General features: G+C 68.0%; 24 protein-coding genes and 1 pseudogene. 3 read left to right on the top strand and 22 right to left on the bottom strand.

The window, feature by feature from the left end; genetic code table 11:
* Positions 1-6: 6 nt before the first annotated feature.
* Genes E1293_RS00200 through E1293_RS00185 form a run of 4 tightly spaced genes read right to left on the bottom strand, consistent with a single transcriptional unit; the run spans position 7 to position 3373 of the window.
* Positions 7-1392, bottom strand: coding sequence for a cytochrome P450 (locus tag E1293_RS00200; protein ID WP_132192456.1), 1386 nt, complete (start codon positions 1390-1392; stop codon positions 7-9).
* Positions 1389-1862: a MaoC/PaaZ C-terminal domain-containing protein gene (locus tag E1293_RS00195; protein ID WP_132192454.1), complete on the bottom strand. Its 474-nt coding sequence runs from the start codon at positions 1860-1862 to the stop codon at positions 1389-1391. The genes E1293_RS00200 and E1293_RS00195 overlap by 4 nt, the downstream gene beginning before the upstream one ends.
* A 42-nt stretch (positions 1863-1904) precedes the next feature.
* Entirely contained in the window at positions 1905-2678 is a 774-nt protein-coding gene (locus E1293_RS00190; protein ID WP_132192452.1) for an SDR family NAD(P)-dependent oxidoreductase, read from the bottom strand.
* 56 nt (positions 2679-2734) lie between these two features.
* Positions 2735-3373, bottom strand: coding sequence for an LmbU family transcriptional regulator (locus E1293_RS00185; RefSeq protein ID WP_207938584.1), 639 nt, complete (start codon positions 3371-3373; stop codon positions 2735-2737).
* Between the two features lie 380 nt (positions 3374-3753).
* On the opposite strand from E1293_RS00185, the gene E1293_RS00180 reads away from it, so the two are divergent.
* On the top strand, positions 3754-4620 hold the full coding sequence (locus E1293_RS00180; protein ID WP_165978022.1) for an amidohydrolase family protein: 867 nt from the start codon (positions 3754-3756) through the stop codon (positions 4618-4620).
* Between the two features lie 86 nt (positions 4621-4706).
* Here E1293_RS00180 and E1293_RS00175 read toward each other — a convergent pair whose 3' ends face one another.
* From E1293_RS00175 to E1293_RS00095, 17 genes are all read right to left on the bottom strand, one after another.
* Positions 4707-6176 (bottom strand): APC family permease, encoded by a 1470-nt coding sequence (locus tag E1293_RS00175; RefSeq protein WP_132192448.1) that lies wholly within the window; start codon positions 6174-6176, stop codon positions 4707-4709.
* An 18-nt stretch (positions 6177-6194) separates the two neighbouring features.
* Complete coding sequence (locus tag E1293_RS00170; RefSeq protein ID WP_165978021.1) at positions 6195-7529, bottom strand: cytochrome P450; 1335 nt, start codon at positions 7527-7529, stop codon at positions 6195-6197.
* Between the two features lie 65 nt (positions 7530-7594).
* Positions 7595-8425 carry an enoyl-CoA hydratase/isomerase family protein gene (locus E1293_RS00165; protein WP_132192444.1) on the bottom strand — a complete coding sequence of 277 codons (831 nt, stop codon included), beginning with the start codon at positions 8423-8425 and terminating at the stop codon, positions 7595-7597.
* Entirely contained in the window at positions 8425-9183 is a 759-nt protein-coding gene (locus E1293_RS00160; RefSeq protein ID WP_165978020.1) for a polyketide synthase, read from the bottom strand. Before E1293_RS00160 ends, E1293_RS00165 begins: the two co-directional genes overlap by 1 nt.
* Positions 9184-9185: 2 nt before the next feature.
* Positions 9186-9974: an SDR family NAD(P)-dependent oxidoreductase gene (locus E1293_RS00155; RefSeq protein WP_132192440.1), complete on the bottom strand. Its 789-nt coding sequence runs from the start codon at positions 9972-9974 to the stop codon at positions 9186-9188.
* Between the two features lie 33 nt (positions 9975-10007).
* Entirely contained in the window at positions 10008-11216 is a 1209-nt protein-coding gene (locus tag E1293_RS00150) for a hydroxymethylglutaryl-CoA synthase family protein (RefSeq protein ID WP_132192438.1), read from the bottom strand.
* Positions 11186-11908 carry an SDR family NAD(P)-dependent oxidoreductase gene (locus E1293_RS00145; RefSeq protein WP_132192436.1) on the bottom strand — a complete coding sequence of 241 codons (723 nt, stop codon included), beginning with the start codon at positions 11906-11908 and terminating at the stop codon, positions 11186-11188. Before E1293_RS00145 ends, E1293_RS00150 begins: the two co-directional genes overlap by 31 nt.
* A 2-nt stretch (positions 11909-11910) precedes the next feature.
* Positions 11911-12852 carry an ACP S-malonyltransferase gene (locus E1293_RS00140; RefSeq protein WP_165978019.1) on the bottom strand — a complete coding sequence of 314 codons (942 nt, stop codon included), beginning with the start codon at positions 12850-12852 and terminating at the stop codon, positions 11911-11913.
* Positions 12849-14156, bottom strand: a complete 1308-nt coding sequence (locus E1293_RS00135; protein WP_132192432.1) for a beta-ketoacyl-[acyl-carrier-protein] synthase family protein — start codon at positions 14154-14156, stop codon at positions 12849-12851. The genes E1293_RS00140 and E1293_RS00135 overlap by 4 nt, the downstream gene beginning before the upstream one ends.
* Positions 14157-14168: 12 nt before the next feature.
* Positions 14169-14420 (bottom strand): phosphopantetheine-binding protein, encoded by a 252-nt coding sequence (locus E1293_RS00130; RefSeq protein ID WP_132192430.1) that lies wholly within the window; start codon positions 14418-14420, stop codon positions 14169-14171.
* Positions 14421-14729: 309 nt separating this feature from the next.
* Positions 14730-16322, bottom strand: a complete 1593-nt coding sequence (locus tag E1293_RS00125) for an MFS transporter (protein ID WP_132192428.1) — start codon at positions 16320-16322, stop codon at positions 14730-14732.
* A complete protein-coding gene (locus E1293_RS00120; protein ID WP_132192426.1) occupies positions 16319-17881 on the bottom strand; it encodes a DHA2 family efflux MFS transporter permease subunit in 1563 nt (520 codons plus the stop codon). The genes E1293_RS00125 and E1293_RS00120 overlap by 4 nt, the downstream gene beginning before the upstream one ends.
* A gap of 50 nt (positions 17882-17931) precedes the next feature.
* Entirely contained in the window at positions 17932-18495 is a 564-nt protein-coding gene (locus tag E1293_RS00115; RefSeq protein ID WP_132192424.1) for a TetR/AcrR family transcriptional regulator, read from the bottom strand.
* A 361-nt stretch (positions 18496-18856) separates the two neighbouring features.
* Positions 18857-19861 carry a beta-ketoacyl-ACP synthase III gene (locus E1293_RS00110; RefSeq protein WP_132192422.1) on the bottom strand — a complete coding sequence of 335 codons (1005 nt, stop codon included), beginning with the start codon at positions 19859-19861 and terminating at the stop codon, positions 18857-18859.
* A 323-nt stretch (positions 19862-20184) separates the two neighbouring features.
* Positions 20185-20637 (bottom strand): hypothetical protein, encoded by a 453-nt coding sequence (locus E1293_RS00105; protein ID WP_132192420.1) that lies wholly within the window; start codon positions 20635-20637, stop codon positions 20185-20187.
* A gap of 824 nt (positions 20638-21461) precedes the next feature.
* Positions 21462-22478 carry a hypothetical protein gene (locus E1293_RS00100; protein WP_165978018.1) on the bottom strand — a complete coding sequence of 339 codons (1017 nt, stop codon included), beginning with the start codon at positions 22476-22478 and terminating at the stop codon, positions 21462-21464.
* Between the two features lie 184 nt (positions 22479-22662).
* Positions 22663-23466 (bottom strand): SDR family NAD(P)-dependent oxidoreductase, encoded by an 804-nt coding sequence (locus E1293_RS00095; protein WP_165978017.1) that lies wholly within the window; start codon positions 23464-23466, stop codon positions 22663-22665.
* A 343-nt stretch (positions 23467-23809) separates the two neighbouring features.
* Between E1293_RS00095 and E1293_RS00090 the strand changes: the two genes are divergently transcribed.
* Entirely contained in the window at positions 23810-25387 is a 1578-nt protein-coding gene (locus E1293_RS00090; protein ID WP_132192414.1) for an outer membrane protein assembly factor BamB family protein, read from the top strand.
* 251 nt (positions 25388-25638) lie between these two features.
* Positions 25639-25818 (top strand): annotated as a pseudogene (locus E1293_RS50455) (NADPH:quinone reductase); the annotation flags it as partial.
* A 139-nt stretch (positions 25819-25957) separates the two neighbouring features.
* On the opposite strand, the gene E1293_RS49150 reads toward E1293_RS50455, so the two are convergent.
* Positions 25958-26368, bottom strand: a complete 411-nt coding sequence (locus tag E1293_RS49150) for a hypothetical protein (protein ID WP_243715927.1) — start codon at positions 26366-26368, stop codon at positions 25958-25960.
* Between the last annotated feature and the right edge of the window lie 17 nt (positions 26369-26385).

The following is a 26385-nucleotide window of genomic DNA, read 5'->3' as shown; positions in this document are numbered from 1 at the left end:
TTCGGCTCAGCGGCGGTCTGCCCTGATGCGGCCGTCCTGTGACGGGACGAGGGTCGCGTACCGCATCAGCGGCTTCTCCGGGGCGTCGTCTCCGGCCATTCGGACCCGGTAGCGGTCGAGGATCGCCGGTATCACCGCCTGCATCTCCAACATCGCCAGCTGCGCGCCGAGGCACTTGCGCCGTCCCCCGCCGAACGGCATCCAGGCCGGCGGGTCCTCTTCGAGGAATCGCTCCGGGCGGAAGTCGTCGGGGTCGGGGAAGTGGTCCGGCATGTTGTGCAGCAGCGTGGCGGACGGGTTGACCCACCAGCCGGCGGGAATCCGGTAGCCGCCGAGTTCTAGCGGTCCCGTGAGGTATCGCGGCATGTCCGGCCCGACGGGGCGAGTGCGCAGGGTCTCCTTGATCACGGCGTCGAGGTAGCCGCGATCGTCGTCCTCCCCGTCGATCGCACGGGTGAGGCGGTCCAGCACCTGAGGGTTGCGGACGAGCCGCTCGAAGGCCCAGGCCAGTCCCGTCGCGGTGGTCTCGTGGCCGGCGACGATGAGCGTCATCAGCGCGTCGCGCAGTTCGAGGTCGGTCATCGCGCTGCCGTCGTCGTCGCGAGCCCGCATCAGCACCGAGAGGATGTCCGCCCGGTCCTGGAGATCGTCCGCATCGCGGCGTTCGGCGATCTCGGTGTAGAGCACCTGGTCGGTCTCGGTGAACAGGTCGGTGAACTTCGCGACCGGGTTGCGGGGAACGCGCGCCAGAATCGGTTCGACGCGGGCCCAGAGCGATCTCGGCAGGATGGAGATGAGCGAGTTCACCGACTCCCACGAGGCGAGAAGCGGGGGCAGCAGCTCGTGGAGTCGCTCGACACGCCTGGTGTCGCGGACCCCGAAGACGACGCGGAGGATGATTTCGAGCGTGATGACCTGTATGCGCGGGCGGAGGCGGATCTCCGTGGCCGTCGGCCATTCCCGGACGTACGCGGCGGCGATGGCCGCGATGTCCTCGCGATACCGTTCGATGCGCTTGCCGTGGAAGGCGGAGCCGAGCAGCCGCCGCTGCCGCATCCAGTCGTCGCCGTCGAGGCAGATCAGTGAGTTGACGCCGACGAGCGGCTCGAGGAAGGGCTTGCGTGCCTCGCCGGCCTGCCCGATGCCGCGGTCGGTGGTGAAGACCTCGTGGGCGAGGTCGGGGTCGCCGACGTAGGCGACCGGTGGGATCCCGATGAAGTCGATCCGGAACACCTCGCCGTGGCGCTGGCGGCAGCGTTCAAAGAACCCGACCGGATCGTGGAGTGCGAGGACGGTCTGCAGCCACTTGGGGAGGCGTGGGCCTGGGGGGAGCCGGCTCCCTGTGCGTTGCGTGCGGCGCATCTTCTCCTCACCTCGGGTCGGCGATCTCATGGTCCTGCCTCGTCGTCGGTTCGCCGCCGGATCAGGAATCGGTGCTCACCCTCCTGCACGACCTCTTCGCGCTGGTTGTACATCTGAAGGTGCATGGTGAGCTTTCCCAGGTCCGGCTTCTTGCTCTCTTCGAGCGCGGCTACTGTCACTTTCGTGCGCAGCGTGTCGCCGATGTGCATGGGCGCCCGGAAACGCCAGTTCATGTCCAGAAGTGCGACGACGACGCCTTCGAGAAGACCGATGCGGTCATATCCGCCGATCGCGAACAGCATTCCCAGCGGCCCGTGCGGTATACGCCGTCCGAAGACCGAGCATTTCCCCTCTTCGTCGTCGACGTGCAGTGGGTTGAAGTCGCCGGACAGTGCAGAGAAGGCGGACACATCATGCTCGGTGATGGTCCGGCCGCTCGACCAGAAGGTCTGGCCGTGCCGCAGATCGTCCCAAAGAATGCCGCGGTATGAGGACGTCATGGCAGCACCCCATTTCTGTTGGTCCAGGTTCGGCGGGCGGTTCTAGGAGAAGTCGAGGGCGGCGGGCAGGTCGGGTACCGGCGCGAAGTCGTACGGCGCCGGCTTGTGGCCCGCCTGCACGAGCCATGCGCGCCCGGTGCGATCGTCGGAGAGCACGGACTCGAACGCGTCGGCGACGTGACCGGTGTCGAGGAGCTCAATCCCCGCTTCGTCGAGGAACGGACGGTCTTCGGCGATGAGAGGGGTGTCCACGAAGTTCGGGCAGAGAGCGTTGATGGAAATACCGGCAGGGGCGAGCGCCGGTCCAAGGGAGCGGACGAGGCCGATCAGGCCGTGCTTGCTGATTGTGTAGATCGGGTCGTACGGCAGTCCGATGAGTCCCGCGATGCTGGCGGTGACGACGATCGTTCCGCCGCCCTGCCGCTGGAGCTGCGGTACCGCGGCGCAGACACCGTAGAAGACCCCGTCCAGATTGACGCTGAGCGTCCTGCGGTACTGCTCGGGGTCGAGTTCCGTGCCGCCACAGATGCCGGCGTTCAGATGAACGACGTCCAATCGGCCGAACCGCTGGACCGCGGCCTCCACGGCGGCCTCGTTGTCGGCGAGCACCGAGACGTCGGTCTTGTGGAATGCGCCGCCGATCTGCCCGGCGAGGGCCGAGCCTTGCTTCTCGTCCAGGTCGGCGATCACCACGTGCGCACCCGAACCGGCGAGCCGGCGGGCGATGGCGGCGCCGATGCCGCTGGAGGCGCCTGTCACGAGAGCGACCCTGCCGGTCCGCGTCCTGTCGTGGCCGGCGGTGGCGTTGTCGGACATGCGGCCCTCCTGGTCGCTGTTGGGGGGAACGTGCGGCTTCGTCGATGCCGCCGTGACTACTTCGGTTGGACGGTGATCTCGTTCTTTCCACGTAGCAGGGCGTCGGCCACGCGGCTGAGGGTGATGATCATCCACTCGTCGAGGGGACGATCCATCCTCCTGGCGGCCTCCAGCCAGCGTTCTTCCTCGCTGGTGGGCACGTTCACCTGAATGACGACGCCCTTGGCGGGCCGGCCGTCTCCGGCCTCCCCCGATGTCTCCCGGTGAACGCGAAGGTATTGCCGTAGGAGGTTCCTGGACCAGCTGAACTTCTCGGCCCTGTCGAGCCACTCCTCCTGTTCGTCTTCAGGCAGCGATGCCACTTCGGCATGGTGCTGAAAACTGAGCGTGACCCGGCGGCGAGACTTATCGATCTTGCGGCTGATCCAGGCGTAGTTGCGGAGCGTCTGATAGTCGAGAGTCGTCTCCTTGACGGCCTGCTTGTAGCGCTCGGGGTACCGAGCCTCGCCGTAGACCAGCCAGTCGCCCAGCCACCATGCTGACGCGTTGGCCAGCGCCGACAGCTGGTCGCCGATCTTCTTCCACCGGGTGAACGGTATTGGCGCGAGAATGCGCAGGCTGTTGCCGTGGGCTACGGCCTTCTCGTCGATTTTTATCAGGCTGTCATGTGTGCATGTGTTCGATGGCTGCTCCATTCCGGTTGCGGTACCCGTCGAGTGGGACATTACGCTTTCCAAACTCATCTGCTTTGGCCCCTCCCAAAGAGATCCGTCGGTGCGCGTCCTGGTAACTATCCGATGCCGCGGCCGACTGGTCAAGGGGTCGAGTGATGTGACTGGCCCTCCTTCTTGGTCATCGAGCGCTCTATATGTGCAGGTCAGACGTACTGTTGACTGGGTACTGCATCGGTCGATGCGACCGACTCTTCCCGATCCATGACCTTGGATCGGCGATATTAACGTACTCGGAATTATCCCTCCCTTGCTTCCATGTTGCCGCCGAAACATACTGCTGGTGTCGGCTCCCGATGCGTGAAGGAGGTCCAAAGATGACTCGCCGAGTGTTCGATGGATGGGTGAACTTGAACACCCCGGAGTTTGCCGGGGTATTCACGGTCGATATCTATGACGAGGTCAGCTCCTTCTTCAGCAGGGCGGAGCAGATGCAGGCCGGCACCCCGCTCCCAGAAATGATCAAGGAGATGCGTGCGGCGGGCATCGAACGCGCCGTTCTCACCGCCTACGGCGTCGAGTATCCGGAGCTTCCGGAGGTCCGGTGCGTCCAAGGCGAGGACGTGGTGAAAGCGGTGACGGAGCGGCCGGACCTCTTCACGGCGTCGGCCGGCTTCAACTCCCCGCGCGCGATCGGCGGCCACGGCGATGGGATCACCGCCGGAGTCCGCCGCCTCAAGGCCCTGATCGACCAGGGACTCCGGGTGTTCCGGCTGGTGCCGTTCAATTTCGACCGTCCGCCGGCCGACGCCTGCTTCTACCCGTACTACTCGCTGTGCGAGCAGACCGGCACGATCGTCTCCATCAACGTCGGCGTCCCCGGGCCGAAGGGCGCGGCGTGGACGCAGGATCCCCTGCATCTGGACCGTGTGCTGCGGGACTTCCCGAACCTCACGGTCATCGCTTCGCACGGCGGGCATCCCTGGGAGGAGATGCTCGTCCGGCTGATGATGAAGTACGAGAACCTCTACCTCATGACGACCGCCTACAGCGCCCGCTACCTCAAGCCGGAGCTGGTCTCGTTCATGCGGTCGCGGCGGGGCAGGACGAAGGTCATGTTCGCCAGCGGATGGCCCCTTCTCGCCTTCGACCGGGCAGTCGGGGATGCGCTCCGGCTCGACCTGCCCGACGAGGCCATGGACGGCTACCTCTACGCCAACCTGGAACGCGTCCTGAAGAAGACCGCCCGCCCGCCTGACGGCGGTCTGTAGCGGCATCCGGCGACAGCCCCCGCGCCGCGGTGGCACCGGCCCTGGAGCCGGTGCCACCGCGGCCCTTCTCCCGGTGCGCTTCCCGTTCATGTCGCCTCCGGCATCTCCGGGACATCGGACCTCTCGGCCCGCCGCCGCGCACGCCGGGTCAGCCTGGAGATCGGAACGATGGCGAAGGTGATCGCGAGTCCGATCCCCATGACCTTGACGCCCCACAGTGATCCGCCGACCAGCAGGACCAGCAGGTTCAGCAGGAACAGCGCCGCCGCCAGCCCTGCCGCCTGGCGGGGCAGGCGGAACGCGCCGGGGCTGCCGTCCGGACGGCGGCGCAGCAGCAGGTAGGCGAGGGGAAGCAGGATGAACACCACGATGTACCCGACGCCGGCGGCGGCGACGATGTCGACCACATCGGTGCCGAAGACCGACAGCAGGCCGACGATGATCAGGATGTCGAAGAACATCGAGCCGACTGGAGCACCCCGCCGGTTGGTCTTCGCGAAGACACCGGGCAGGTGCCCGTCCAAGGACATCTGATAGATCGTCCGAGACGACCCGATGATGAACACCTGCGCGCCGAGGAGAATCGCGCAGCTCAGCATCAGCCCGATGATCGTGGGGCCCGCCGGGCCGAAGATGGCCCGTGCCGCCGGATCGAACGCGGCCGTCCCTTCGGACGAGCCACCGGCCATGCCGGCGGTACCGATCAGCGATATCGGCACCCCGGTGAACGTGACGATGCAGATGAGGCTGGAGATGCCGAGCGATCGGGGAATCCTCTTGGTCGCATCGCGGATCTCGGAGACCACGGTGGAGGCCATCTCGGCTCCATAGGCCGCCCAGGCCGCGATGAACAGCCACTTGAAGAAGATCAGAGCGAGTTGGAGGGGATCGCCCGCGGCTTCGGCGGGCACCCGGATAGGCCACACCCGATCGAACTCGAAGGCGGCCGGCCGGAAGAGCGGCCCGATCATGATGAGAGTCAGCGGGACGATGCTGAACACCGCAAGCCCGATGTTCAGCGTCATGGTGATGCGCAGCCCCAGTGAGTTGACGGCGTAGAGGCAGGCTCCGATGAAGGCCGCGAGCAGCAGGATGTTGACGCCGTGCAGTACCCGCTCGTGAAGGTACGTCGACACGAGGATCAGGTGCGTGGCGATCCCGGGAGTCCAGGCGAACCAGTAGCCCCAGCTCGACACTGCCCCCAGAGTGGGGGAGCCGTTGGGCGCCGCGCGGTAGCCGAACTGGGCCACCCCGCCCGCGCGGTACGGGAACCGCGAGGCGAGTTCGCCGATGAGCAGGCACTGCAGAGCGCCGACCACGGCTGCGAACGGCCACACGATGAGGGCCATGTTTCCGATGTCGTCCCTCATCGGGCCGAAGGACACCACGATGAGGATGGCCGCGCCGAGCCCGACCACGACGGCGTACCGCCAGGAGACGGTACGGGGAAGCGCACTTGCCGCAGGAAAGATCGACGTGCCGAGTCGCGGACGACCGAACCCGCCGGCCGGCGCTGTGGGGGAGCTTCCGGGAGTTCTTAAATGCTCTGTGCTCATTGTGTTACTCAGCTCCGTTCATCGGGAGGCGGGCTGAATCACGACGCGTGCCCCGTTCTTGGGCGCGCAGGTCACGTAGCGGATGACGCCGGGCTCGGGCTTCGGCGTCGTGGGGGTCATGGTCACGCTCTCGAGGACGGCGCCCAGAACGCGCTCCATCTCGATGGACGCCAGATTGGCGCCCACGCAACGGTGCGGACCCCAGCCGTAGGGGAGATACCGGTGTGCGGGGGGAGAGCCTTCGAGGAACCGGTCGGGGAGGAAGCGGTCGGGCTCGGGGTAATCGCCGGGATCGTGGTGGATGAGCGTGGTCCCCGGCGTCACGAAGGTCCCGGCGGGAATGCGGAACCCGTTCAACGTGACGTCCTCCGTCACCATGGGCACGGGGCCGACCAGGACCGGAGGGTGCAGCCTCAGCGATTCCTTCACCACGGCCTTGGTGTAGGTGTCGGCGCCGCGGGCGCGTTCTGCCCGCACGCGTTGCTGGACGCCGGGGTTGCGGGCGAGTTCGTGGAACGTCCAGGAGAGTGCCGTCGACGTCGTCTCCAGGCCGGCGATGAGCACCGTGACGATGTGATCACGGATCTCTTCGCGGCTGAGCCCGTCGCCCTGCTTGTCCGTCGCTGCAACGAGCCGGGACAGGACGTCGGTGCGCTCGGCCGCGTCCGCCGCCGCGCGCTGCCTGTCGATCATCTCGTAGACGAGTGAGTCGACCCGGGCCCGGGCTCTGACGAATCTGCCCCACGGGCTCCGCGGCCCGAGGTCGCGGCGCAGCGCCGGTAGCGGGAGCACCAGGGTGCCGCTCTCCACCATGCGGGTGATGGCCCGCGCGAGTTCGGCGAGCCGAGGTGCGACGTCATCGCCGAAGGTCACCCGCAGCATCACATCCAGGGTCAGGTCCTGCATGTGCGAACGGAGTTCGAACGGCCGTCCCCGGGGCCATGAGGCGACCTCGCGCCGTGCGGCCTCCTCGACGACGGCGCCGGAGGCACGCGAGCGGTCACGGCCGAAGAACGGATTCAGCAGCTGACGGGACCTGGCGTGGGCGTCCTCGTCGAGGGTGAAGGAGGAGTACGGGCCCACGATCGGCATCAGCTCGACCATGTTGATCTCGGATGCGTGATAGATCTTCGGGTCGCCCGAGATGATCACGCGTGTGGTCTCGGCGTCGGTGAAGAACACGACGGTGCCGAGCGTCGCGACCCGCAGGGTGAAGGTGTCCCCGTACCGCGCGCCGCAGCGGCGCAGCCAGCCCTCGGGACGTGCCGCGTAGAGCAGGAGCTGGGCGACGGGCGGCAGGGCCGGACCTGGGGGCAGGCCGCTTCGCCGGGTGATCGATCTGATGGTCCCCATCGCGTTCTCTCCTCTCGGGTGGCTGTGCATCGGTCTGGTGCGATCCCGGGTCCGAGATCCGGAGTTCAGGGGGCCCGGCTCCGCCGCGCCCGTGCGGATCCACCGGAGGCTGTGGACTGGAAGGCGGCGATGCGACGCCGCACGGCGGCATGCCCGAGCGAGGCGGCCAGCCTTTGCCGCGCGTACTCCAGCGCCCGGTCCGGCGGTAGGGACCACATGGTGTGGAAGGCGGACTTCCCGAGGCGGACCGCCGTTGCGGGCTTCTGCGAGATCGTGGCGATCAGCCGTTCCATCTCGGTGTCGAGCTCGTCCGCGTCCACCACCCGCGAGACCATCCCGAGCTCGCATGCCGTGGCGGCGTCGATCCACTCGGCGCTGAGCATCAGGTCCATCGCCCGCTTCGGTGAGCAGTGCGGCATGAGCAAGGCGGACACGATGAACGGCCAGAGCCCCACGTCGACCTCGGTCAGCCCGAACTGGGCCGTGTCGGCGCAGACGGCGATGTCGGCGGCGAGGACGAGGCCGACACCGCCGGCGAGGCAGAGGCCGTCCACACGGGCCAGGACCGGTACGGGACACCGTCGCATCGCCTCGGCCAATGCCGGTAGCGCTCTTGTGAGCTCCTCCAGGTCACGGGGGCTCGTGAGCGTGCTCATCTCACTCAGATCGGCGCCCGCGGAGAACACCCGCCTGCTCGAACTCTCCAGCACGACGAGGCGAACCCCCTCGTCCACCGTGCCGGAGGCGGCCGGAAGGGCGAGCCGCAACGTACGCAGCACTCGGGTGGACAACCGGTTGCGGTTCTCCTCGTCGTCGAGGACGAGATGCAGAGAGGTTCCGCGACGGTCCACCCGGACCGGGCCGGTCTCGTCGGGGCGGGGTATTGGGATGCCCATCAACGATCACCACTCACATACCGCTCGGCGATGCGGCGACGGGTCGCCGGCTGCGTGAGCAGAGCGCGATGCATCGCGCTCTCCTCTTGCAGGGCCTCGCGGAGCCGGTTCCCGCGGCGGGACGCGAGGTGCCGCTTGAGGAGGACCACGGCGTCCCTCGGCAGGTCCGCGATCTCGCGGGCCCGCCGCAGCGCGGTCGAGCGGACCTCGGACCGGGGCACGACCGCGTACCCGATGGGGGCTCCGGACGCGCGGATCTCACGGCCCTTGATCAGCCGCCCGGTCAGCAGCAGCTCGCGGCCGAGCGGGACGCCGAACGCCTCTTCGGCGAGGACGGTCGACCCCATTCCCGGTGTGAAGCCGAGGTCGAGGAAGTTGGCGCCGTAGAGCGACTCCTCGGCCAGAACGGCCAGGTCGCACCACAGGCCCAGCATCAGCCCGCCGCCGACGGCGTGGCCGGACATTACGGCGATCGTCGGCACCGGGACCTCCAGGAGCAGCCGACCGGCCTCCGCCATCAGCCGTTCGACGCGCTTGTCCGCATCGGGTGAGAGCAGGAGATCGGCCGGAGCACCGCCACTGAACTGGCGGCCGCCACCCTCGAGCAGCACCGCGTGCAGCCGTTCGTTCGCGATGACCTCCTGGACGGCCGCGCGGAGGAACTCGAGCGCCTTCTCCTCGAAGTACGGCCGTTCGTCCGTTGCCACCCGGAGGGAGCCGATGCCGGGGGCGACCTCGTCGAACCATGGAGTCGTCATGATCATCCCGAGAAGTTCGCGTCGACGATTCCACCGGAGGCGTACACGGTCGCCCCGTTCATGGCGCGGCCGGCGCCGCCGGCGAGGAAGAGCACCGCCGACGCGACTTCCGTCGTGCTGCCGGCGCGGGACAGGGGGTTGCAGAGCACGGCCTTCCGGAATTGCGCGGGCATGTGCTGGGAGAGCGCCGTTTCGACGAAGCCGGACACCACGAGATTCGCCCTGATGCCGGACGCGCCGTACTCCTCGGCGATCGCGCGTGTCAGACCCCGTAAGCCGCCCTTGCTGGTCGAATAGGCGGTCTGGGACGGTGCCCCGCGGTCGAAGATGGACCCGATATTGACGATCACGCCGCGGGTGTCACGGTGCAGGAACTCGCGAAGAACCCGCCGCGACATCAGGAACGGTCCAGTCAGGTTGATGGCGAGGACCGCCGCGAACTCGGCGACCGGCATCTGCAGCAGGAGGGCGTCCTTGTCGATCGCCGCGTTGTTCACCAGGACGTCGATCGTGCCCCAGGCCTCCAGAGTCGCGTCGACGAGCGCATCCACGTCGGCGCCGCGGGACACGTCCGCCGCCATCGGGAGCACGCATCCCGCTCCGCCGAGCCGCTCGGCCTCGGCGCGCACCTCCTGCGCCGCCTCACCGGTCGATCTCGCGCAGAAGGCGACCCGTGCGCCTCGCGCGACGGCGCCCAGCACAAGGGATCTGCCGATGCCCCGGCTTCCGCCGGTCACGACGATGACCTTGCCGTCCAGGTCCCGCGGTCCGGTAGGAGCTCCGCCGTTCATGCCGGCCTCACCCCGTGTCCACCTGAGGTCCGGTCAGCTCCACTGGTAGCTGCGCTGGTAGCCCTTGACTCCGGACAGGACGAGTGCGTTCCGGCCCGCATAGCTCTCCTCGAAATGGTTGACGATGGCTCCGGTGTCCGGTTCGAAGTCCTCCGCGGTGAGGCTCTGCTCAAGGTCCTCGACCAGGCGCTCGTAGGTGCGGACGTCAACCCGGCGCCGGGCTGTGAGGGCGGAAGAGATGTCGTGCCGGGCAAGACGCGCCCTGGCTCCCGGCCGCAGAACGCCACTGAAGAAGGCCGCGCTCGACCCCGAGCCGTAGGAGTACAACCCGATCCGCCGCCCGGTGTCCGCGTCGGGCGCATCGTCGATCAGACCGGCGAGCGCGACGAAGAGACAACCCGAGAAGGTGTTGCCGATCTTCTGGCAGTACCTCAGCGAGGGCGCCACCTTGCGCTCGAACTGCTCGGCCGGAGGCACGTCGGCGGAGCTCTCTTCGGCGAACAGCAGGTGCGCCTGCTGGACGAGGGGGGCCAACGGCGTGTGGAAGGCGAGGTGATCGAGGTCGTCGTAGGCTGCCGCGCCGTCCTGGCGCCGGTAGTCGGACCAGGCGATCTCCGCCAGGTCGAGGTACGCCGACAAGGACAGTTCCGAGTCGACGACGGTGTGGATGTGCGTCGGCCGGGCGACGTCGTAGATCTCTTTGCTCGCGAAGCCCCGAGCGGCGTCCAGCCCGAGGACCCGCGGCTCCGCGGAGACGGCCAGCGCCGTGGCGCCCATGCCCTCGGCGGACTCCGCCGCGTGCCCGAAGAGCCGCCGGGAGAGATCGGTCGTCACCACCAGTGCCTTGGCGTGCGGGTTCGCGCGGACCCAGTCGGCCGCGAGCAGCAGCGCCGCGGTGCCACCGAAGCAGGCGTGCTTGATCTCCGAGTGGACGCATCTTCCCGGCAGGCCGAGGAACTCGTGCACGTAGGAGCTGAGCGGCTTCGAGTAGTCCAGGCCGGACTCGGACGCGACGAGGAGCAGGCCGAAGTCCGAGGCGCCGTGCTCGTCGACGAGCGGCCGCGCGGCGTTGACCGCCAGCGTGACCGGGTCCTCGTAGGGCGGCACGAGAGACCGGCTGTCGAGGCGCCATTGGGTGAGCCGCTTCATGGGGGTGCCGCGCACGGCGGCGATGTCCGCCGCGTCGATCACCAGCGTGCTGCCGTAGACGTTCAGGTCGTCAATCCCGATATCGACTTGCATTGTGCTCGCTCCTGGTCGGAGGGGCCCGTTGTTTCGGAACGGACGGTCATGTGGAACTCGTCGCCGGTGACGATCGACGCGTCTTGGGAGGCGAGGTACACCACCGCTTCCGCGACGTCCTCGGGGGAGCCACCAGCCCCAGCGATGTCGTTGCAGGCCACGACGAGGCTGCACGCCACACCGCGCCTGCCGTATTCCTTGGCGACACAGCGGCTCATCGACGACAACGCCGACCGAACGACCGCCGCTATGCCGCGATCGGGGACGCACCCGGTCATGTCGATGACGTTCACGATCCGGCCACCGTCGTCGCAGATGAACTCACCGACCGCACGCTGGATCATCAGGAACGATGTGTGCAGTGATGAGATCAGTGCATCGTTCCAGTCGCCTTCAGGGAGGTCGGCCGGCCCATGACCGTCGTCGCCGGGGCGTACGACGTTGACCAGGCGGCCCAGTGGCATTCGGTCGGACGCCATCTCGAAGACCCGGTCGACCACGAGTTCGTCCGCCAGGTCGGCGGCGAGGGGCGAGCCCCCGTTCCCGTCCGGCTTGCCCTCCGCGGTCGCACCCGGCAGATGCGTGCAGGCGAGGACGCGTGCACCGGCGTTCCGCGCTGCGACCACCACGGCCTGTGCGATCGGCAGGTCGGCCCCGGACACGATGAGGCCCTGGGGGGCGAGGGTGCCCATGGCTAGTGACCACCCCCGAGGCCGGCGGAGCAGTCCAGCACGTACCGGTCGAAGGGGACGGCTCGCACACCCGGAACCGTCTTGCCGATCATCTTGACCAGGCTGTGGCCGGGGCCGCACGTGACGATCTCACCGACGGCGCCGGACGCGGCGATGAGTTTCAGACTCTCGCGGAACCGGACACGGGCCACGATGTGCTCGGCGAGCAACGACCGGATGTCGTCGCCGGCCGTGAGCAGGCGTGCCGTCACGTTGTCGACCACACTGATCGCGGGGGTGCGGAACGTGACCTCGCCCAGCGCCGTCGCGAACGCGTCCTTGACATCCGACAGCAGGTCGCAGTGGAAGGGCACGCTCACCGGGAGTTCCGCGGTGATCGCTCCTTCGTCCTGGCACGCGGTGACGACGGCCCCGACCGCGGCGGACGTACCCGAGACGACGGTGCGCCCGGGGGCGTTGTCGCACGCGACGCCCACCGCACCGAGATGGCGCCGATCCCGGCAGACGCTGAGCACATCGGACAGCTCAAGCCCGCTGACGGCGACCATAGCGCCCACACCGTCCGGGACCGCCGCCTGCATGAGCTCGCCGCGGCGGGCGGCCAGCCGGACCGCGTCCGCGAAGTCCACGGCGTCGGCGATGACGAGTGCCGCGTACTGCCCGATGCTGTGCCCCGCGAGATAGGCGGGCCGTACGCCCAGGGACAGGAGGTGCCGGGCGTGCGCGACTTCGATGGCGACCAGCGCCGGCTGCGCGACCGCGGTCTGGCGCAGCTCGTCCGGCGTCCCCTCGAAGATGACCTTTGACAGCGGAAAGCCGAGCGCGGCGTCGGCCTCGTTGAGGACCTCCCCGCAGGTCGGGCAGTCGCGGCCGAGCGCCGCGGGGAGGCCGGCTGCGTCACCTCCCTGGCCCTCGAACACCAGTGCCTTCCGGCCGTCGTTCATGACACCGCCCCCACGGCCACGCATGAGTTCATGCCGCCGAAGCCGAAGGAGTTGGAAAGCGCGGTCCCCATCCGGTGCTCCCTGGCCTCGTTCGGCACGAAGTCGAGGTCGAGTGACTCGTCCTGCTTCTCCTGGTTGATCGTCGGGTGGACGATGCCGTGCCGCAGCTGCAGCACGGTGGCGACGAACTCGACGACGCCGGAGGCGCTGAGGCAGTGACCGGTCATCGACTTCGTGGAGTTGACCGGTATCTCGGCCGCCCGCGCGCCGAGGACGGACTTGATGGCCGCGACCTCCGTCGCGTCGCCCAGCGGGGTGGACGTCGCGTGGGCGTTGACGTAGTCCACCTCGTCCGGCGCCATGCCCGCGGTCGTGAGCGCCTCGCGCATGGCACGTTCCTGTCCGTTCTGGTCGGGCTTGGTCAGCCGGTGCGCATTCGAGGTGCATGCTCCGCCCAGCAGCGCCGCGAGAGGTGCCACGCCCCGTCGCCGCGCACTGGCGGCCGACTCCAGGACGACGGCCGCGCCGCCTTCGCTCGGCACGAAACCGGCGCGGAGCGCGTCGAACGGCCGCGAGGCCCGTTCGGGCTCGTCGTCGAACGTTCCGGTGCAGAGCGCGTCGATCATCGCCAGACCCTGGAGCACCAGGGAGTCCTGCGCGACGGGCGCACCGGTGACCAGCACCACGTCCGCCGCTCCGGAACGGATGAGCCCGAGAGCGGTGATGATCGCGATGTTGCCGCTCGCGCACGCGGCTCCGACCATGAAACTCGGTCCCCGTATTCCGAGGAGTTCGCAGGTGACGCCGACGACGTCGGTGTCGAGGTGGTGCACCCCGAACAATGGCTCGATGTATTCCGGATCCTCGTCGAAGGTCTTGAGGTTCTCCGAGATGTAGGCGTGGCCGAGATTATGGCCGGCGCAGACATGCGCGCATCGCGCTGCCGGGGCGGGCGATTCGTGCAGCCCGGCCTCAACCCACGCCTGCATTGCCACGGCCGCCGTCAGGACCCCGGACAACGGCGTCGCACGCAACAGCTTCTTCGCCTTGTGTGCGAGGTCCTCCGGGTAGTCCTGGCCGACATCCGCCAGATAGCCGGAAAGCTGGAAATCACTGAGGTCGCCGCCGATTTTGGAGTCAATCCTCGAATCTTTGCCCAGCCAGTGGCGAATCCCCGAGCGCCCGTTGACGAGACCACTCCAGAAGGACGCGGTGTCAGGCCCGAGGCCGGTGATCGCACCGCATCCGGTGATGGCGGCGCCGGTTTGCGGCACTGCGGACGGCTGGCCTGTGCGAGACGGCATGCGGTCCTCCCGTCAGTCCTTATGCGCGGCCTTTTCGAAGAGCGTGACCAGCTCACCGATGCTGTCGATCTTCGACACCTCGGTGCGCGGCACCTTGACATTGAGCTGCTTCATGGTGCGCGAGGCGACCTCGATGAGCTCCAGTGAGTCGGTGCCGTACTCCGCCAGGCTCGCGTCCTCGGATATCTCCTTCCCCCGGGTCTCTTCCGAGATCAGGTGAAGATTGTCCTTCAGTGTTTCGAAGATTTGGTCTCGAGTGAGCATCCGAGTCCCTTCGCTCGCCGCCGTGAACGGTCCTTAATTGATCATTCCTGTGGAGGCTAACACGGTGATTGGAACGAGTCACCGGCTCGCGTCCAGCGCGAGCCGTTTCAGGTACGCGGCCTTGACAGGGAGACATACGGGATCCAGGGGAAGCATTCAGTGCCCGCATGGTGCTGCGGTACGGAGCCGAATGAATAGATGCCCGCTTGAATGTTGCGCATTGTGTCGTGACTCTTCCGCTGAGCACCCGAGAGGCAGCGAGAATTGAGCGCAGCCGGCAGGCCCGCGGGGGCCTGGCCCCCGGTGTTCTCAGTCGCTCGTCGTGCCGTCGGCGGTGGAGGAGTCGGAGCGGTCATCCTTCGCAGGGGAGAGGAGCACCGCGACGAGGGCACCCAGGACGGCCACCGCCACGCAGCTGAGGAGTGCCGTGCCGACCGCGTCGGTGAACGCGGTGTGCACGATCTCCCGCAGCCGGTCCGCGCCGGGTCCGGTGATGTTCGCCGCCGGGTCGCCGCTCACTCCGCCGCTGGACAGGTCTGCCGACAGATCGCGCGCCGCCGGAGGAAGGCCGGCTTCGCCGAGAGCGTCCTTGGCGTTGGCGACGAAGCGGCTCTGCCACACTCCCGAGACCACCGCCACACCGGCCGTGATCCCCAGGAGGTAGACGACGTAGGAGATGTTGCGGCCGCTGATCGACCGCCTGGGCGGAACGTCGTGCAGGGCGGTGGCGGCGGTCGGGTCCTCCTGGAGCCCGAAACCGGCTCCGGCGATCGCGAGCGGCGCCAGGAAGAACAGCCAGCCGGGGTGTGATGACGAGAGCGTGATCCAGAAGGTGCCCGCTGCGATCAGTAGGAAGCCCGGGATCACCAGCAGCCGGACGTCGGTCTTGCCGGTGAGGGATTCGGAGACGGGCGCGACGATGACCGCTCCGGCGATGATCGTCATCAGCAGCGCCCCGGCGACGAGGGCGGAGTGGCCGAGTTGGACCTGCAGGAGGTGGGACAGCGCGAAGAACAGTCCGAGGCTGGCGAACTCTCCGAGCCCGCGAGCGAGATTGCCGGCGGTGAACCGGCGCGACGCGAGCAGGCCGCGGTCCACGAGCGGGGCGTCGGCGCGCCTTTCGTTGAGGACGAAGAGGCCGAGGAGTACGACTGCGGCGACGATGAAGGCCACGATCGGCGGTGAGCTCCAGCCGAGCCGGGTGCCTTCGATGACCGCGAACGCCAGGGCGAACACGCCGAGGCCGCCGAGGAGCACACCGGGGACGTCCAGAGACCGCGGACCATTGTCGTCGCGGGTGTCGGGGACCAGCCTGATGCCCGCCACGATGACGGCGGCGCCGGCCAGCACGTTCAGGGAGAACACGAACTCCCAGGACAGGCCCCAGGTGATGAGCCCGCTCAGGATGGGCGCGCTGAGCGCGGCAAAGGCGAAGGCGCCCCGGTGCGCTCCGGCCGCGCGTTGCTTGGCCTTGCCGGAGAAGGCCGTGTTGACCATGGCGAACGCGGCGGGTTCGGCCATCGCGGCACCCAGCCCCTCGACACCGCGCGCGACCGTCAGGAACGCGATCGACGGGGCGAGTGCGCACGCCAGCGAGGCCAGGGTGAACAGCGCCATCCCGGCCAGGAACACCGGGCGCCGGCCGTACCGGTCCCCGAGCCGCGCCGAGGGAAGCAGGAACACCGCGAACACCAGGACGAAGGCTCCGTACGCCCAGGTCGCCATGTCCAGCGTCCCGCCGAGATCCTCCAGGATCGCTGGCAGCGGGATGACCACGGCGGCGGTGTCGAACACCACGATGAAAGTGGCGAGCATCAGCACGGCGAGAAGCCCGTTCCCGGCGGGCGGCGCATTCCCCGGTTCGCGCATTTCCGTACGTCCGGTGCCGTCGTTGGGTGTCATGCGGAGGGCTCCTCTCCCTTGGTGTCCACCGTCCGCCCGGCCCGAGGGGCGAAGAAGAACCCGGCTACGCCGCCCACGACCGCCATGGCCGCGCAGCTGAGGATGGCGGCGTTGGCCGCGTGGGCGAGTGCCGTCTGGATGAACTGCCGAACCTGCTCGGACGCCAGGGCCGCTCCGGCGTCCCCCTCTCCGGTCAGCACCGATGAGGCGACCTGCTGGACCTTGTCGCTCGGTAGTGCCGCGCCGGCCGGCGCATGCTCCAGTTCGTCGATGAAGCGGCTCTGCAGCACGCCCGACGTCACCGCGATGCCGAGTTCGAAGCCGAGCAGTACGGCGCCGTACGAGACCGCCGACGCCACACCGGCCTTCTCCGTCGGGATCTCCTTGAGTGATCCGCTCGTCGTCGGCCCGTACAACGCGCCGAGCGTGAGGCCCGCGGCGAAGAGCGGTGCGATGAGGGAGGTCCAGGTCGTGCCAGGGGCCAGATGCGCCAGCCAGAACAGCGCGGCAGCCGTGGCGAACATGGCCGGGACGACCGGCCATCGGAGGTCGACGCGGTCGGACAGGCTGCCGGCCAGGGGCGAGGCGATGACCGCGCCGATGATGAACGGAAGCAGGGTCAGCCCGCTGCGCAGGGGTGAATACGCCAACTCGACCTGCAGGAAGAGGACGAGCGGGAAGAAGATCGCCAGGCTGATGAACTCGACCGCGCCGCGCAGGAGACCGCCGACGGCGAACAGCCGGTACCTGAACAGCGACAAGTCCAGCAGCGGGTTCGCGACCCGGCTCTCCGCAAGGACGAAGAGCGTGAGGAGCACGGCCGCAGCCACGAAGGCCGTGACGATGGGAAGCGAGGCCCAGCCGTACTCAGGGCCCTGGACGATCCCGAAGACGAGGGCGAACAGACCGGCTCCGCTGAGCAGCACCCCGGGCAGATCGAGCCGCCGATCGGCGTTCTCGTCCCGCGACTCGGAGATCAGCACATACGCCGCCACGATCGCGATCAAACCGATGGGCAGATTGATGACGAAGATGTAGCGCCACGAGAAGGCCGTGGCCAGGTAGCCGCCCACGATCGGGCCGCCGGCACCGGCCAGGCCCGCGGCGAGGCCCTCCACGCCGAACGCCAGCCCGAGCCGGTCGGCGGGGAACGATGCCTTGATCAGCGCGATGATGGCCGGCTCGATGATCGCCGCGCCGACACCCTGGACGACCCTGGCGCCGACCAGGAACTCGATGGACGGGGAGAGGGCGGCCGCCAGGGAGGCGACACTGAACACGACCAGGCCCGCGATGAACATCAGCCGTCTGCCGTAGATGTCGGTGAGCTTGCCGAACATCAGCAGGAACGCCGCGAAGGCCAGCGCGAACCCGGCGGGTATCCAGGTCGCCAGCGCGAGCGTGCCCCCGAGATCCGACAGGATGGCCGGCAGCGCGATGAGCACGACTGTGGCATCCAGGACCACCACGAACATGCACAGGGTGAGCAGGACCAAGGTCGTCCATTGCGTGCTGCTGAGCCGTGTCGCCTTCTCGCGCTGGGCTACGTCCTCGTCCATGGGAGCCTCTCCGGCGCTCGCTCGTCTACGGACGGTGTGAACGCCTCGGTTTAGGTGTGGACAAGTGCGAGCAGTACCTCGGCCGCTCCGGCGATCGGCAATTGCGGGTCGAGGAGGGCGTGCAGGAGCAGCCCGTCGCCGGCGGCGATCAGGAGCGTCGCCAGATCGGTCGCGTCCGGCCCCCGCTCGACGACGCCGCGGCCCTGCTCGGCGTGCACCAGATCGGTGACCAGCGACCTGTAGGCGCGAAGCAACTCGGTGATGCGGCCGCGCAACTCGGGGTTGCGCCCGCACTCGCGCATCGCCTCCGCGAGCACCCCGGAGCTGACTGGATCGATGGTCTCCGGGTCCGGTGGTGTGGAGATCGATGCTTGGAACAGCGGGATCAGGTCGGTCAGCTTGGTGACCGACCTGAGTTGGTCCAACGGGAACATCGCCTCCACGGTGGCCATCGCGGCCTCGGTCAGCAGCTCCTGCTTGCCGTGGAAGTGGTAGCTGACCGCACCGTGCGGCAGCCCTGCCCGTTCGGCGACGGCCCGCGTGGTCACGCGTCCCCAGCCGACCTCGGCGATGAGTTGCGCCGCCGCGTCCAGCAGCTGATGCCGGGTAGCCATCGAGCGGTGACGTCCGCCCGGCTGGTTGGGCTGACTGGACTGTCCAGGTGAACTGGCCACATGGCCACCTTTCCGACCACGCGTCTGGATAAGGCCGAGGGCGTGCTGGGTGATCGACTGTCCAAATGTACTGTCCAGATGGACAGAATTTCTATCTCACTTCAGAGAGACATCCCTGATCCGGTCCCCGCGCAGGTCTGAGGCGCTGAGTGGGACCCCGACAGATGCAGGCCGACCGGCGCTATCGCGCGGATGCTGCGTGTCGTCCGGCGTGTCCCCGTGATGCCAAACCTCGCAGTTCGACGGCGGCTCCGTACACGCCGCGGCGTCTTCCCGGCTCTACCGGTCGTCGATACGGGATCTAGGGGATCAACGCCACTTGGCCGGCATAGGTGAGCCCCGCGCCGAACCCGACGAACAGGGCGGGCTGGCCACTCTTGACCTCGCGGCGTTCCAGCATCCCGTGCAGGGCGAGCGGGATGGACGCGGTCGAGGTGTTGCCGCGGTGCACGATGTCGCGTGCGATCGCCACCGACTTCGGAAGTCTCAGGGCCCGGGCCACCGATTCGATGATGCGCAGGTTCGCCTGGTGCGGGACGAAGGCGCCGAGTTGGTGCGGGGCCACACCCGCCGCGTCGAGCGCCCGGGCGGCGACTTTGGCGACCTCGGCGGTCGCCCAGCGGAAGACGGCGACTCCGTCCATGCGGACCATCGGCAGGACGGCCGTGCCGCCGGCCATCACCTCGGCCCTCAGCTGGGCGAAGGTCGGCCGTTGCGCGATCGCTTCCACCTTCGATCCGTCAGAGCCCCAGACGACCGGGCCGATGCCCGGTTCTTCGGAGCGTCCGACGATCGCCGCTCCGGCTCCGTCACCGAAGAGGAAGGCCATGGAGCGGTCATCAGGGTCCACCATGTCGGTGGGGCGCTCAGAACCGATCACCAGGGCGCAGGCGGAGTTTCCGGTGCGGACCGCGTCCGAGGCGACGGAGAGGGCGTAGCAGAAACCGGCGCATCCGGCCGTGATGTCCATTGCACCGGGTGCCGTGATGCCGATCCGGTGCGCGACCTCCGCGGCGGCGCCAGGTGTCTGGTACGGGAGGGAGCTCGTCGCGACGATGACGAGGTCGATGTCCTCGGGAGAGAGCCCGGCCGCGCACATCGCGTTGTGACCGGCGCGTTGCGCCATGTCGACCACGGTTTCGTCCGGGCCCGCGATCCTGCGGGTCACGATGCCGCTTCGTGTGCGGATCCACTCGTCGCTGGAGTCGAGCCGCGCGCAGATCTCCTCGTTGGGGACGACGCGAGTCGGGCTGTATTCGCCCAGCGAGAGTATCCGGCTCCCGGAAACACCTTCGGACAGTCTCATGAATCCAGAACCCTCCGGATCTGGCCGGCACCGGGACCACGGGTCCCGCTCGCTCCACCCTGGTGACCAGGAGATGACCGCCGGCCGGCGTGGATCGGGTCCTGCAGCGACCAACGCGGCCGGCGGCCATTCCCTGGGATCGATCACTGGCTCCCGAGAACCGGGATGAGGACCATCGCACCTGTCAAGGCGAGGTTGACGGACCCGCCGCCGAGATGGCGCGGCCAGTTGATCAGGAATGTCGTTTCGTAGGCGACGTTGATGCTGCGTCCCTCGCGAAGACCCAGCAGGCTTTCCTCCAGACTGGAGGTTATGCGGCCGTCTCAACCACCGGCGGCGCCGGCCCATATCGAGCCGGGCAGGAAGTCGAGAGTTCCCAGCGCTCGCCAGCCCGAGAGGTCGGGCTCGACGATGCACTCGTCCGTCGCCGTGGCGCGGACCGGGCCCAGAAGGCTCAGGTCGTGCTTGCCGCTCGTGACGAGCTCGTGGATACCCGGGAAGATCATGTGGCCCGAGTACCGCACCCGCAGGTAGCAGTTCTCGTAGTCGATGATTCCAAGGTTCGTCATGGAATCGGACTCGGGGTCCATGGAGATGCTGATGGGACCGGAGTCGATGGTCTCGGTACGGCTGATCGGGAACGGAAGACTCCCCGGGGAGAAGCCGTACAGGCCGGCCACCCGGAAGACGGTCTTCTCGGTCGGTTCGCTTCTGGTGCGGCGGCGTTCGGCGATCTCATCGGGGGAGATCGCGAGTTCGTCGCGTTCGGCGTCCATCGTCATACTTGACGCAACCCCTCACTCTCGCTGGGTCACTTTCTTTTCTGCTTGCCACGCGGGAACGATCCGGTGCCCCGCGGATTCGGGAGACCCCCAATCAGCATGCTCGTCCTGATCGGCGCGGTTGACGCCGGAGACATCGGCCGGCGGTCGCCGGCTACTGGTGCGATCGGGCCGCGGGGTGGTCCTTCTCGTCGCCGGTCGGCGCCTGGCATCCGCATGCGTGCCGGCTCGGCGCCGTATCAGCGATCTTGATCGGCTGCGGGTCGACGCCGACCTTCGGCGGCGTGCCGTCGTCCTTCGGCTCGTTCTTCGAACGTCTGCCGAAAAACGACTTCGCGTCCGCGGAAAGGCAATCGACCGCGCACCTGGCAAGTTCTCTAATCCGCATCGTCCTCTTCTCTCTGAGGGCGCTCTCCCCGGCTTCCTGATCGGACGCAGCCCATTCGCCGGCCCGTGCGCGACAACCGGGGCAGTACCTTTTGCAGGCGCCGGTGCAATTCGGTGTGCACACGCGCCGCCACAACCAATCCATGCTCGCCATGCGTCATCTCTCCTGCAGACTGCTCCGCCTGTTCCACTTTGCCGGAAAGCCCCTGACCGATCGGTTGATCTTCGCAGCGGCCCATTTTCAGATGCTCGGCATTCTGGCTCTCGTTGCGAGAGTCGTAGCCCTGATCGCCGCTGTCAAGGCGGTGGGCGCGGGCGGGGGCCGTTCAGTGCCCGGCGGGTCATGTCTTGTCCCGCCGGCGGGACAAGAAATCGCTCTGACCAGCGGATTCACGAACCGAGGGGGGTGGTGGCCCATGGCGTCGGCGCTGCTACCGCGGAGTGAGATTTAGCCGGGCGGAATGCACGTCGTGAAATTCGGCGATCTCGTTCAACTCGCGAGCGAGTTCGATCGGCGGGTTTCCCACCGAGTGCTCCGTGATGCCCTCCTTGGCGAAAAGGTAGGTCTCCGCCAGGCATGCGATGGTGTTCCGCCCCTCGGCGAGTTGAAGCTCCATCGTATTGTGGTAGTCGGGAATGACGACCTGTCCGCCCTGTGCGACCTGGACATCGTGTTCCAGGAAAGCAGGGAATTCGGAAGGGTCGATGTTCCGGGGATGGGTGAGGTCGATGACGATCGCGCCAGGCTGCACGACCTCTGGCACGAGACGCGCGGTCGAATCGCTCGTCAAGAGGAGAATGACTTGCGCCGCCTTGAGCTCGCTCTGCCCGCTGGCGACCGTGTGGTCGTCGCAGAGGTCTGCGAGCTCCCGCTGGACGCGGCGCTCGCTCCTGCCGACGAGGATCAGCTCGAAGCCGTCCTCGGCCAGCAGCCGGGACGCTGCTGTGCCCACCGAACCGGTGCAGCCGACGACGGCCACGGTCGCATCGGTACCGAGGCCCAGATATTCGGCCGCCTCCAGCACGTTGCGCCGTGCCACCGCGGCCGTGTAGGCGTTTCCGTTGGTCAGCGTCACGCCGGGCGGCAACGTGTCGAGCAGCAGGCGGCCTCCCCGCGTGGCCGGCGCGGTGAGGGCCCCCAGCCCCACGACCTTCGCGCCCCGGCCCGCTGCGATCCGAACGCCCTCCCGGATCGCCTCCCGCGCCCGCAGAATCTGGTTCGGCATCCGCATCACGCAGATCATCTCGCCCCGGATCGGAGCGAACCCGAAGGTGATGCCGCCCACCACCGTCGGAGGGAGCGAGCATAGTTTTTCTTCGAACTCGTCTTCGTCCTCGCTGTGGTCGAAGATGAGCGAACTGCCACCGATGGAGTGCAAATCACGGCGGTCCCGGGGATGGCCGAGGAAAACGAACCACGGAGGCTGAGAACCTAGATAGGGGAGCATTCGCGTCTCTCTCGTCGAGGTGTGGGATGCTGGGTCGACCAAGGCCACGGTTCGGTCGGCGTCCTCAGTGGCCGTAGTTGAATTCATGATTGGTGGGCGCCGCAGACCAGGTCAAGGCGAGCGCTGGTTATGAATCAACCGACGAGCATGTGGAGAAAAATCCCGGTGCGGGATTGTCGACGGTTCAGCGCTTTTTCGTCAACCCGTAGGCGCGGCGAATAATGCGGTCGAAGAGTCGCTGCGGGACGAGGACCTTGAGGTACGGAAGCAAGTGTGCCTCCAGGCCGGCCCCATATCGCAGACGAGGCGACGGGGAATCGACGATCTTGAGGATCAAATGTGCGAGCCGCCGCGGGTCATGGCCGCGCTTCAGGGCGACCCGAAGCGTCTTGGCGGCGCTCTCCCGCGATGCGTCGTAGTCCGCAATGGTGTTCGAGTTCGTCAGGGCGGCGCGCAGGATCCCGGTCTTGAAAGCCCCGGGTTCGACGAGTGAAACATGAACTCCCAGCGGCCAAACCTCGTGATGGAGGGTCTCGGTATAGCTGGCAAGAGAGCGCTTCGAAGCGGAGTAGAACGCCTCGCCGGGTTCGCCGACCCACGCCGCCAACGAGCCGATATTGACGATACGTCCCTGTCGCCTGCTCCGCATCTCCGGAAGGACCGCGTTGATCATGCGGACAGCGCCGAAGAAGTTCGTCTGGAAAACGGCATGCGCCTTCTCCATCGTTGTCTCCTCCGCGAAACCGAATTGCATGATTCCTGCGTTGTTCACCAGGATGTCGATACGGCCGGCCCTCGACCGGACATGGTCTACGCAGTGCTCGACCGACTCTTCGGAATCGACGTCCAACTCGATCGGTTCGACACCGGTCACCACGGGAATGTCGAGGGACCCGGGGAGGTATGTACCGAATACGCGGAAGCCTTCTTGCGCGAGCAGATGGGAAATCGCCTCGCCCAGCCCTGAAGAGGCGCCTGTGACCAGCACGACTCTCTGCCGTGATCCCATCCGCCCATCACCGAAATCTATAGCGGTCAAGTAGGAAATACTCGTACCCGTCCAACCGGGCCCCCTGACGCTCGGTGCGCAGCCCAGATCATTATCCGGGGTCGGCCGGGATGGTCAAGGGCCATCCTCCCCCCGGGACGCGGGTCCTTCAGCGGGAACGGAGCTGGCGGTTGAATCAGCGCTACCGCCACACGCATCGCGCAGACCTGTCACCCGTTCTGCAGGCGCGCCCATCCCCCGTGATCGATCAGCTGATGCGGACCAGTCGAAAGGAGACGGTGAATTGTTGATTCGAAGAGGCATTGTGCGGCGGGCGATCGCGATGGTCGGCGCGTCCGCTCTGGCCATCGGGTTAGCCGGCGCTGGAGCGAACGCACGGCCGGCAGCGGCCCTGGCGGCGCCGAGGGCAACTGCGTTTCCGGGTGATTGGCCGACATGGCAGAGGGATCTGCGCGGCTCGCGGAACAACCCGCACGAGCACGGGATCACCCCGGACAACGTCAGCGGGCTCAAGCTCAAGTGGGCCTTCGCCTATCCGAAGGAAGCCGGGACTCCGCGCAGCCAGCCCGCCGTCGTGAACGGCACGATCTACTTCGGCGGACCGGACGGCAAGCTCTACGCACGCGACGCGCGGACCGGAGCAGCCAAGTGGGAGTTCGATACGGCCACGGTCGGCACCGGAGCCACGCCGGTACAGGACTCACCCGCGGTGGTGCGCGGCAAGGTGTATTTCGGCGACAAACGCGGCTACCTGTACGCGCTGGACCAGCGCACCGGACGCCTGGTCTGGGCCCGCCGACTCGACAGTTCGGAGTCGGCCACCGTGACCGGTTCGCCGATCGTGTTCGACGGCCGCGTCTATGTCGGTGTGTCCAGCTGGGAGAACCTCCTCGGTACCGCGCACGCCTGTTGCACGTTCCGCGGCCACGTTGACGCCCTCGACGCCGACACCGGACGTCCAGCCTGGCGCTTCTACACCGTGCGGCCCCCGCGCAAGGACGGCACCTGGCCCAACGGCGTGACGCGGTACGCTCCGTCGGGCGCTGGTGTGTGGAGCACGCCCGCAATCGACCCCGCCACCCGGACCCTGTTCGTCGGCACAGGACAGAACTACTCGGGAAGCGGCGGACACTTCGATTCCCTGCTGGCCCTCGACACCGCGACCGGCGCGGTGCGCTGGACGCGAAAGATGACGCCCACAGACACATGGCGCATCGAGTGCTCCAGCACGGTGCCCGAGGAGCAGAAGTTCTGCCCCAACCTCGACGATGGAACCGCACTGGACTACGACGTCGGCGCCGCACCGAACGTCTTCACCATGGGGCACCGGCGCGTCGTCGGCATCGGCCAGAAGTCCGGCGTCTACCACCTCCTCGACGCCCGGACCGGGGAGGTCATCTGGGAACGCGCACTGTCCACCCCAATGCCCAACGGTGGCCTGAGCGGGATCCAGTGGGGCACCAGTTATGACGGGCACCGGCTCTATGTGGCCACCTACGCCGCCAATCCAGGAACGCTGTACGCCCTCGCCCCGGCCACCGGCCGCATCCTCTGGAAGACGCCGAACCCGACGGACGGGTGCACGACCGGCGGCGCGGCACAGTATCCGGACGTCTGCGCGCTCGGTCACACACCCGCAGTGACCACAACACCCGGCCTCGTCTGGGAGGGCGGAATCGACGGCAAGATGCGCGCCTACTCCGCGAGCACCGGCCAGGTGCTCTGGACTTTTGACACCATCCGCGACTTCGGCACCGTGAACGGCGAGGCCGGACGAGGCGGCGCCATCTCCGGAGGCGGCGGCGCGGTCGTCTCCCACGGAATGCTGTACATCCAGTCCGGCTACTTCTTCAATCCGTACCCGACCGACAAGGGCTCGGTACTGATGGCCTTCGGCTGACGGCTCTCCGCGACGCCGGCCCTGGTCGGCGTACTCGGCGGTCGACACAAGCCGTACATCTGCGCGAGCAGGGCAGGGCGATCCCGGCGGTGCGCTCGTTCATCGGCGGACCTGCAGAAAAGCCACTTCGAGGCGAACCCGGAGCTCGGCGCCCTGCTGACGGCGCTGCCGGCCCGCCACGGCAGCAGCGCACCGGCACAGCCGTGACCGGCGCCGTCACCGTGCGCGCCACCGAGGTCGTCCTGCCGGGCATGGTCGAACCCAACGGGCTGGAGGTGTGGACCCGGGACCTCCCACCGCCTGGCGAAGGGCAGGTCATCCTGCAGATGGACGCGGCCGGCGTCACGTTCGCCGAACAGCAGATGTGCCGCGGCAGGTGTTACGACCAGCCGCCGTTCCCCTTCGTGCCCGGCTACGAGCTGGTCGGCACGGTCACGGCCACCGGCCCCGGGGTGTCCGCGGCCGCAGCCGAGACCGCGGTCGTCAACGGGACCACCGCCTGGCAGATGCTGCACCGGCCGGCCAAGGTCGGTTCCGGCGGCACCGTCGTGGTGGGCGCGCCCCCGTCGACTAACGCGACCCGGACATGTACGACCGGATCGCCGAACTCGTCCCGGACGGCGTCGACGCGGCGCTCGACCACATCGGCGGCAGCGGCCTGGACAGATCGTGGCAGTTGCTTCTACAACTTCTGGGCGGGCCGGCGCCGCCTCGGCGCTGGCCCTCGGCGAGTCCGGGACGGTTGCGGGGAAGGTCGTGCTCGTTCCGGGGGGCGTGAGCCGCCGCCCGGCACCCACGGGGCGGCCGCCGCGCGGCGCTGTTCGGCCAGACCGCGGCGTGCGGGTCGTAGTAGATGTCCTCGGGCGGCGGGCATTGCTGCAGTACGCGCGGCGTCACCCAGCCCAGGCCGGTGTAGGCCCGCTGGATCGCCGCCCGCGGGTCGCTGCCGAGGATTGACCGATCCTGGATCGCAGCTATCATCACGATGTGGCGATTGA

The organism is Actinomadura darangshiensis, from assembly GCF_004349235.1.
Taxonomy (GTDB): domain Bacteria; phylum Actinomycetota; class Actinomycetes; order Streptosporangiales; family Streptosporangiaceae; genus Spirillospora; species Spirillospora darangshiensis.
The sequence above is the reverse complement of the archived record's forward strand: the minus strand, read 5'-3'. Positions and strand labels throughout refer to the sequence as shown.

Bases quoted from the DNA above. Each gene is read 5' to 3' on its own strand.
- E1293_RS00195 (WP_132192454.1), bottom strand. From the start codon at position 1,862: ATGACGTCCTCATACCGCGGCATTCTTTGGGACGATCTGCGGCACGGC.
- E1293_RS00170 (WP_165978021.1), bottom strand. From the start codon at position 7,529: ATGGGGACCATCAGATCGATCACCCGGCGAAGCGGCCTGCCCCCAGGT.
- E1293_RS00125 (WP_132192428.1), bottom strand. From the start codon at position 16,322: ATGACACCCAACGACGGCACCGGACGTACGGAAATGCGCGAACCGGGG.
- E1293_RS00130 (WP_132192430.1), bottom strand. From the start codon at position 14,420: ATGCTCACTCGAGACCAAATCTTCGAAACACTGAAGGACAATCTTCAC.
- E1293_RS00145 (WP_132192436.1), bottom strand. From the start codon at position 11,908: ATGGGCACCCTCGCCCCCCAGGGCCTCATCGTGTCCGGGGCCGACCTG.
- E1293_RS00160 (WP_165978020.1), bottom strand. From the start codon at position 9,183: ATGACGACTCCATGGTTCGACGAGGTCGCCCCCGGCATCGGCTCCCTC.
- E1293_RS49150 (WP_243715927.1), bottom strand. From the start codon at position 26,368: ATGATAGCTGCGATCCAGGATCGGTCAATCCTCGGCAGCGACCCGCGG.
- E1293_RS00090 (WP_132192414.1), top strand. From the start codon at position 23,810: ATGGTCGGCGCGTCCGCTCTGGCCATCGGGTTAGCCGGCGCTGGAGCG.
- E1293_RS00200 (WP_132192456.1), bottom strand. From the start codon at position 1,392: ATGAGATCGCCGACCCGAGGTGAGGAGAAGATGCGCCGCACGCAACGC.
- E1293_RS00120 (WP_132192426.1), bottom strand. From the start codon at position 17,881: ATGGACGAGGACGTAGCCCAGCGCGAGAAGGCGACACGGCTCAGCAGC.
- E1293_RS00140 (WP_165978019.1), bottom strand. From the start codon at position 12,852: ATGAACGACGGCCGGAAGGCACTGGTGTTCGAGGGCCAGGGAGGTGAC.
- E1293_RS00135 (WP_132192432.1), bottom strand. From the start codon at position 14,156: ATGCCGTCTCGCACAGGCCAGCCGTCCGCAGTGCCGCAAACCGGCGCC.
- E1293_RS00100 (WP_165978018.1), bottom strand. From the start codon at position 22,478: ATGCTCCCCTATCTAGGTTCTCAGCCTCCGTGGTTCGTTTTCCTCGGC.
- E1293_RS00110 (WP_132192422.1), bottom strand. From the start codon at position 19,861: ATGAGACTGTCCGAAGGTGTTTCCGGGAGCCGGATACTCTCGCTGGGC.
- E1293_RS00115 (WP_132192424.1), bottom strand. From the start codon at position 18,495: ATGGCTACCCGGCATCAGCTGCTGGACGCGGCGGCGCAACTCATCGCC.
- E1293_RS00190 (WP_132192452.1), bottom strand. From the start codon at position 2,678: ATGTCCGACAACGCCACCGCCGGCCACGACAGGACGCGGACCGGCAGG.
- E1293_RS00155 (WP_132192440.1), bottom strand. From the start codon at position 9,974: ATGAACGGCGGAGCTCCTACCGGACCGCGGGACCTGGACGGCAAGGTC.
- E1293_RS00185 (WP_207938584.1), bottom strand. From the start codon at position 3,373: ATGGAGCAGCCATCGAACACATGCACACATGACAGCCTGATAAAAATC.
- E1293_RS00105 (WP_132192420.1), bottom strand. From the start codon at position 20,637: ATGGACGCCGAACGCGACGAACTCGCGATCTCCCCCGATGAGATCGCC.
- E1293_RS00165 (WP_132192444.1), bottom strand. From the start codon at position 8,425: ATGGGCATCCCAATACCCCGCCCCGACGAGACCGGCCCGGTCCGGGTG.
- E1293_RS00175 (WP_132192448.1), bottom strand. From the start codon at position 6,176: ATGAGCACAGAGCATTTAAGAACTCCCGGAAGCTCCCCCACAGCGCCG.
- E1293_RS00150 (WP_132192438.1), bottom strand. From the start codon at position 11,216: ATGCAAGTCGATATCGGGATTGACGACCTGAACGTCTACGGCAGCACG.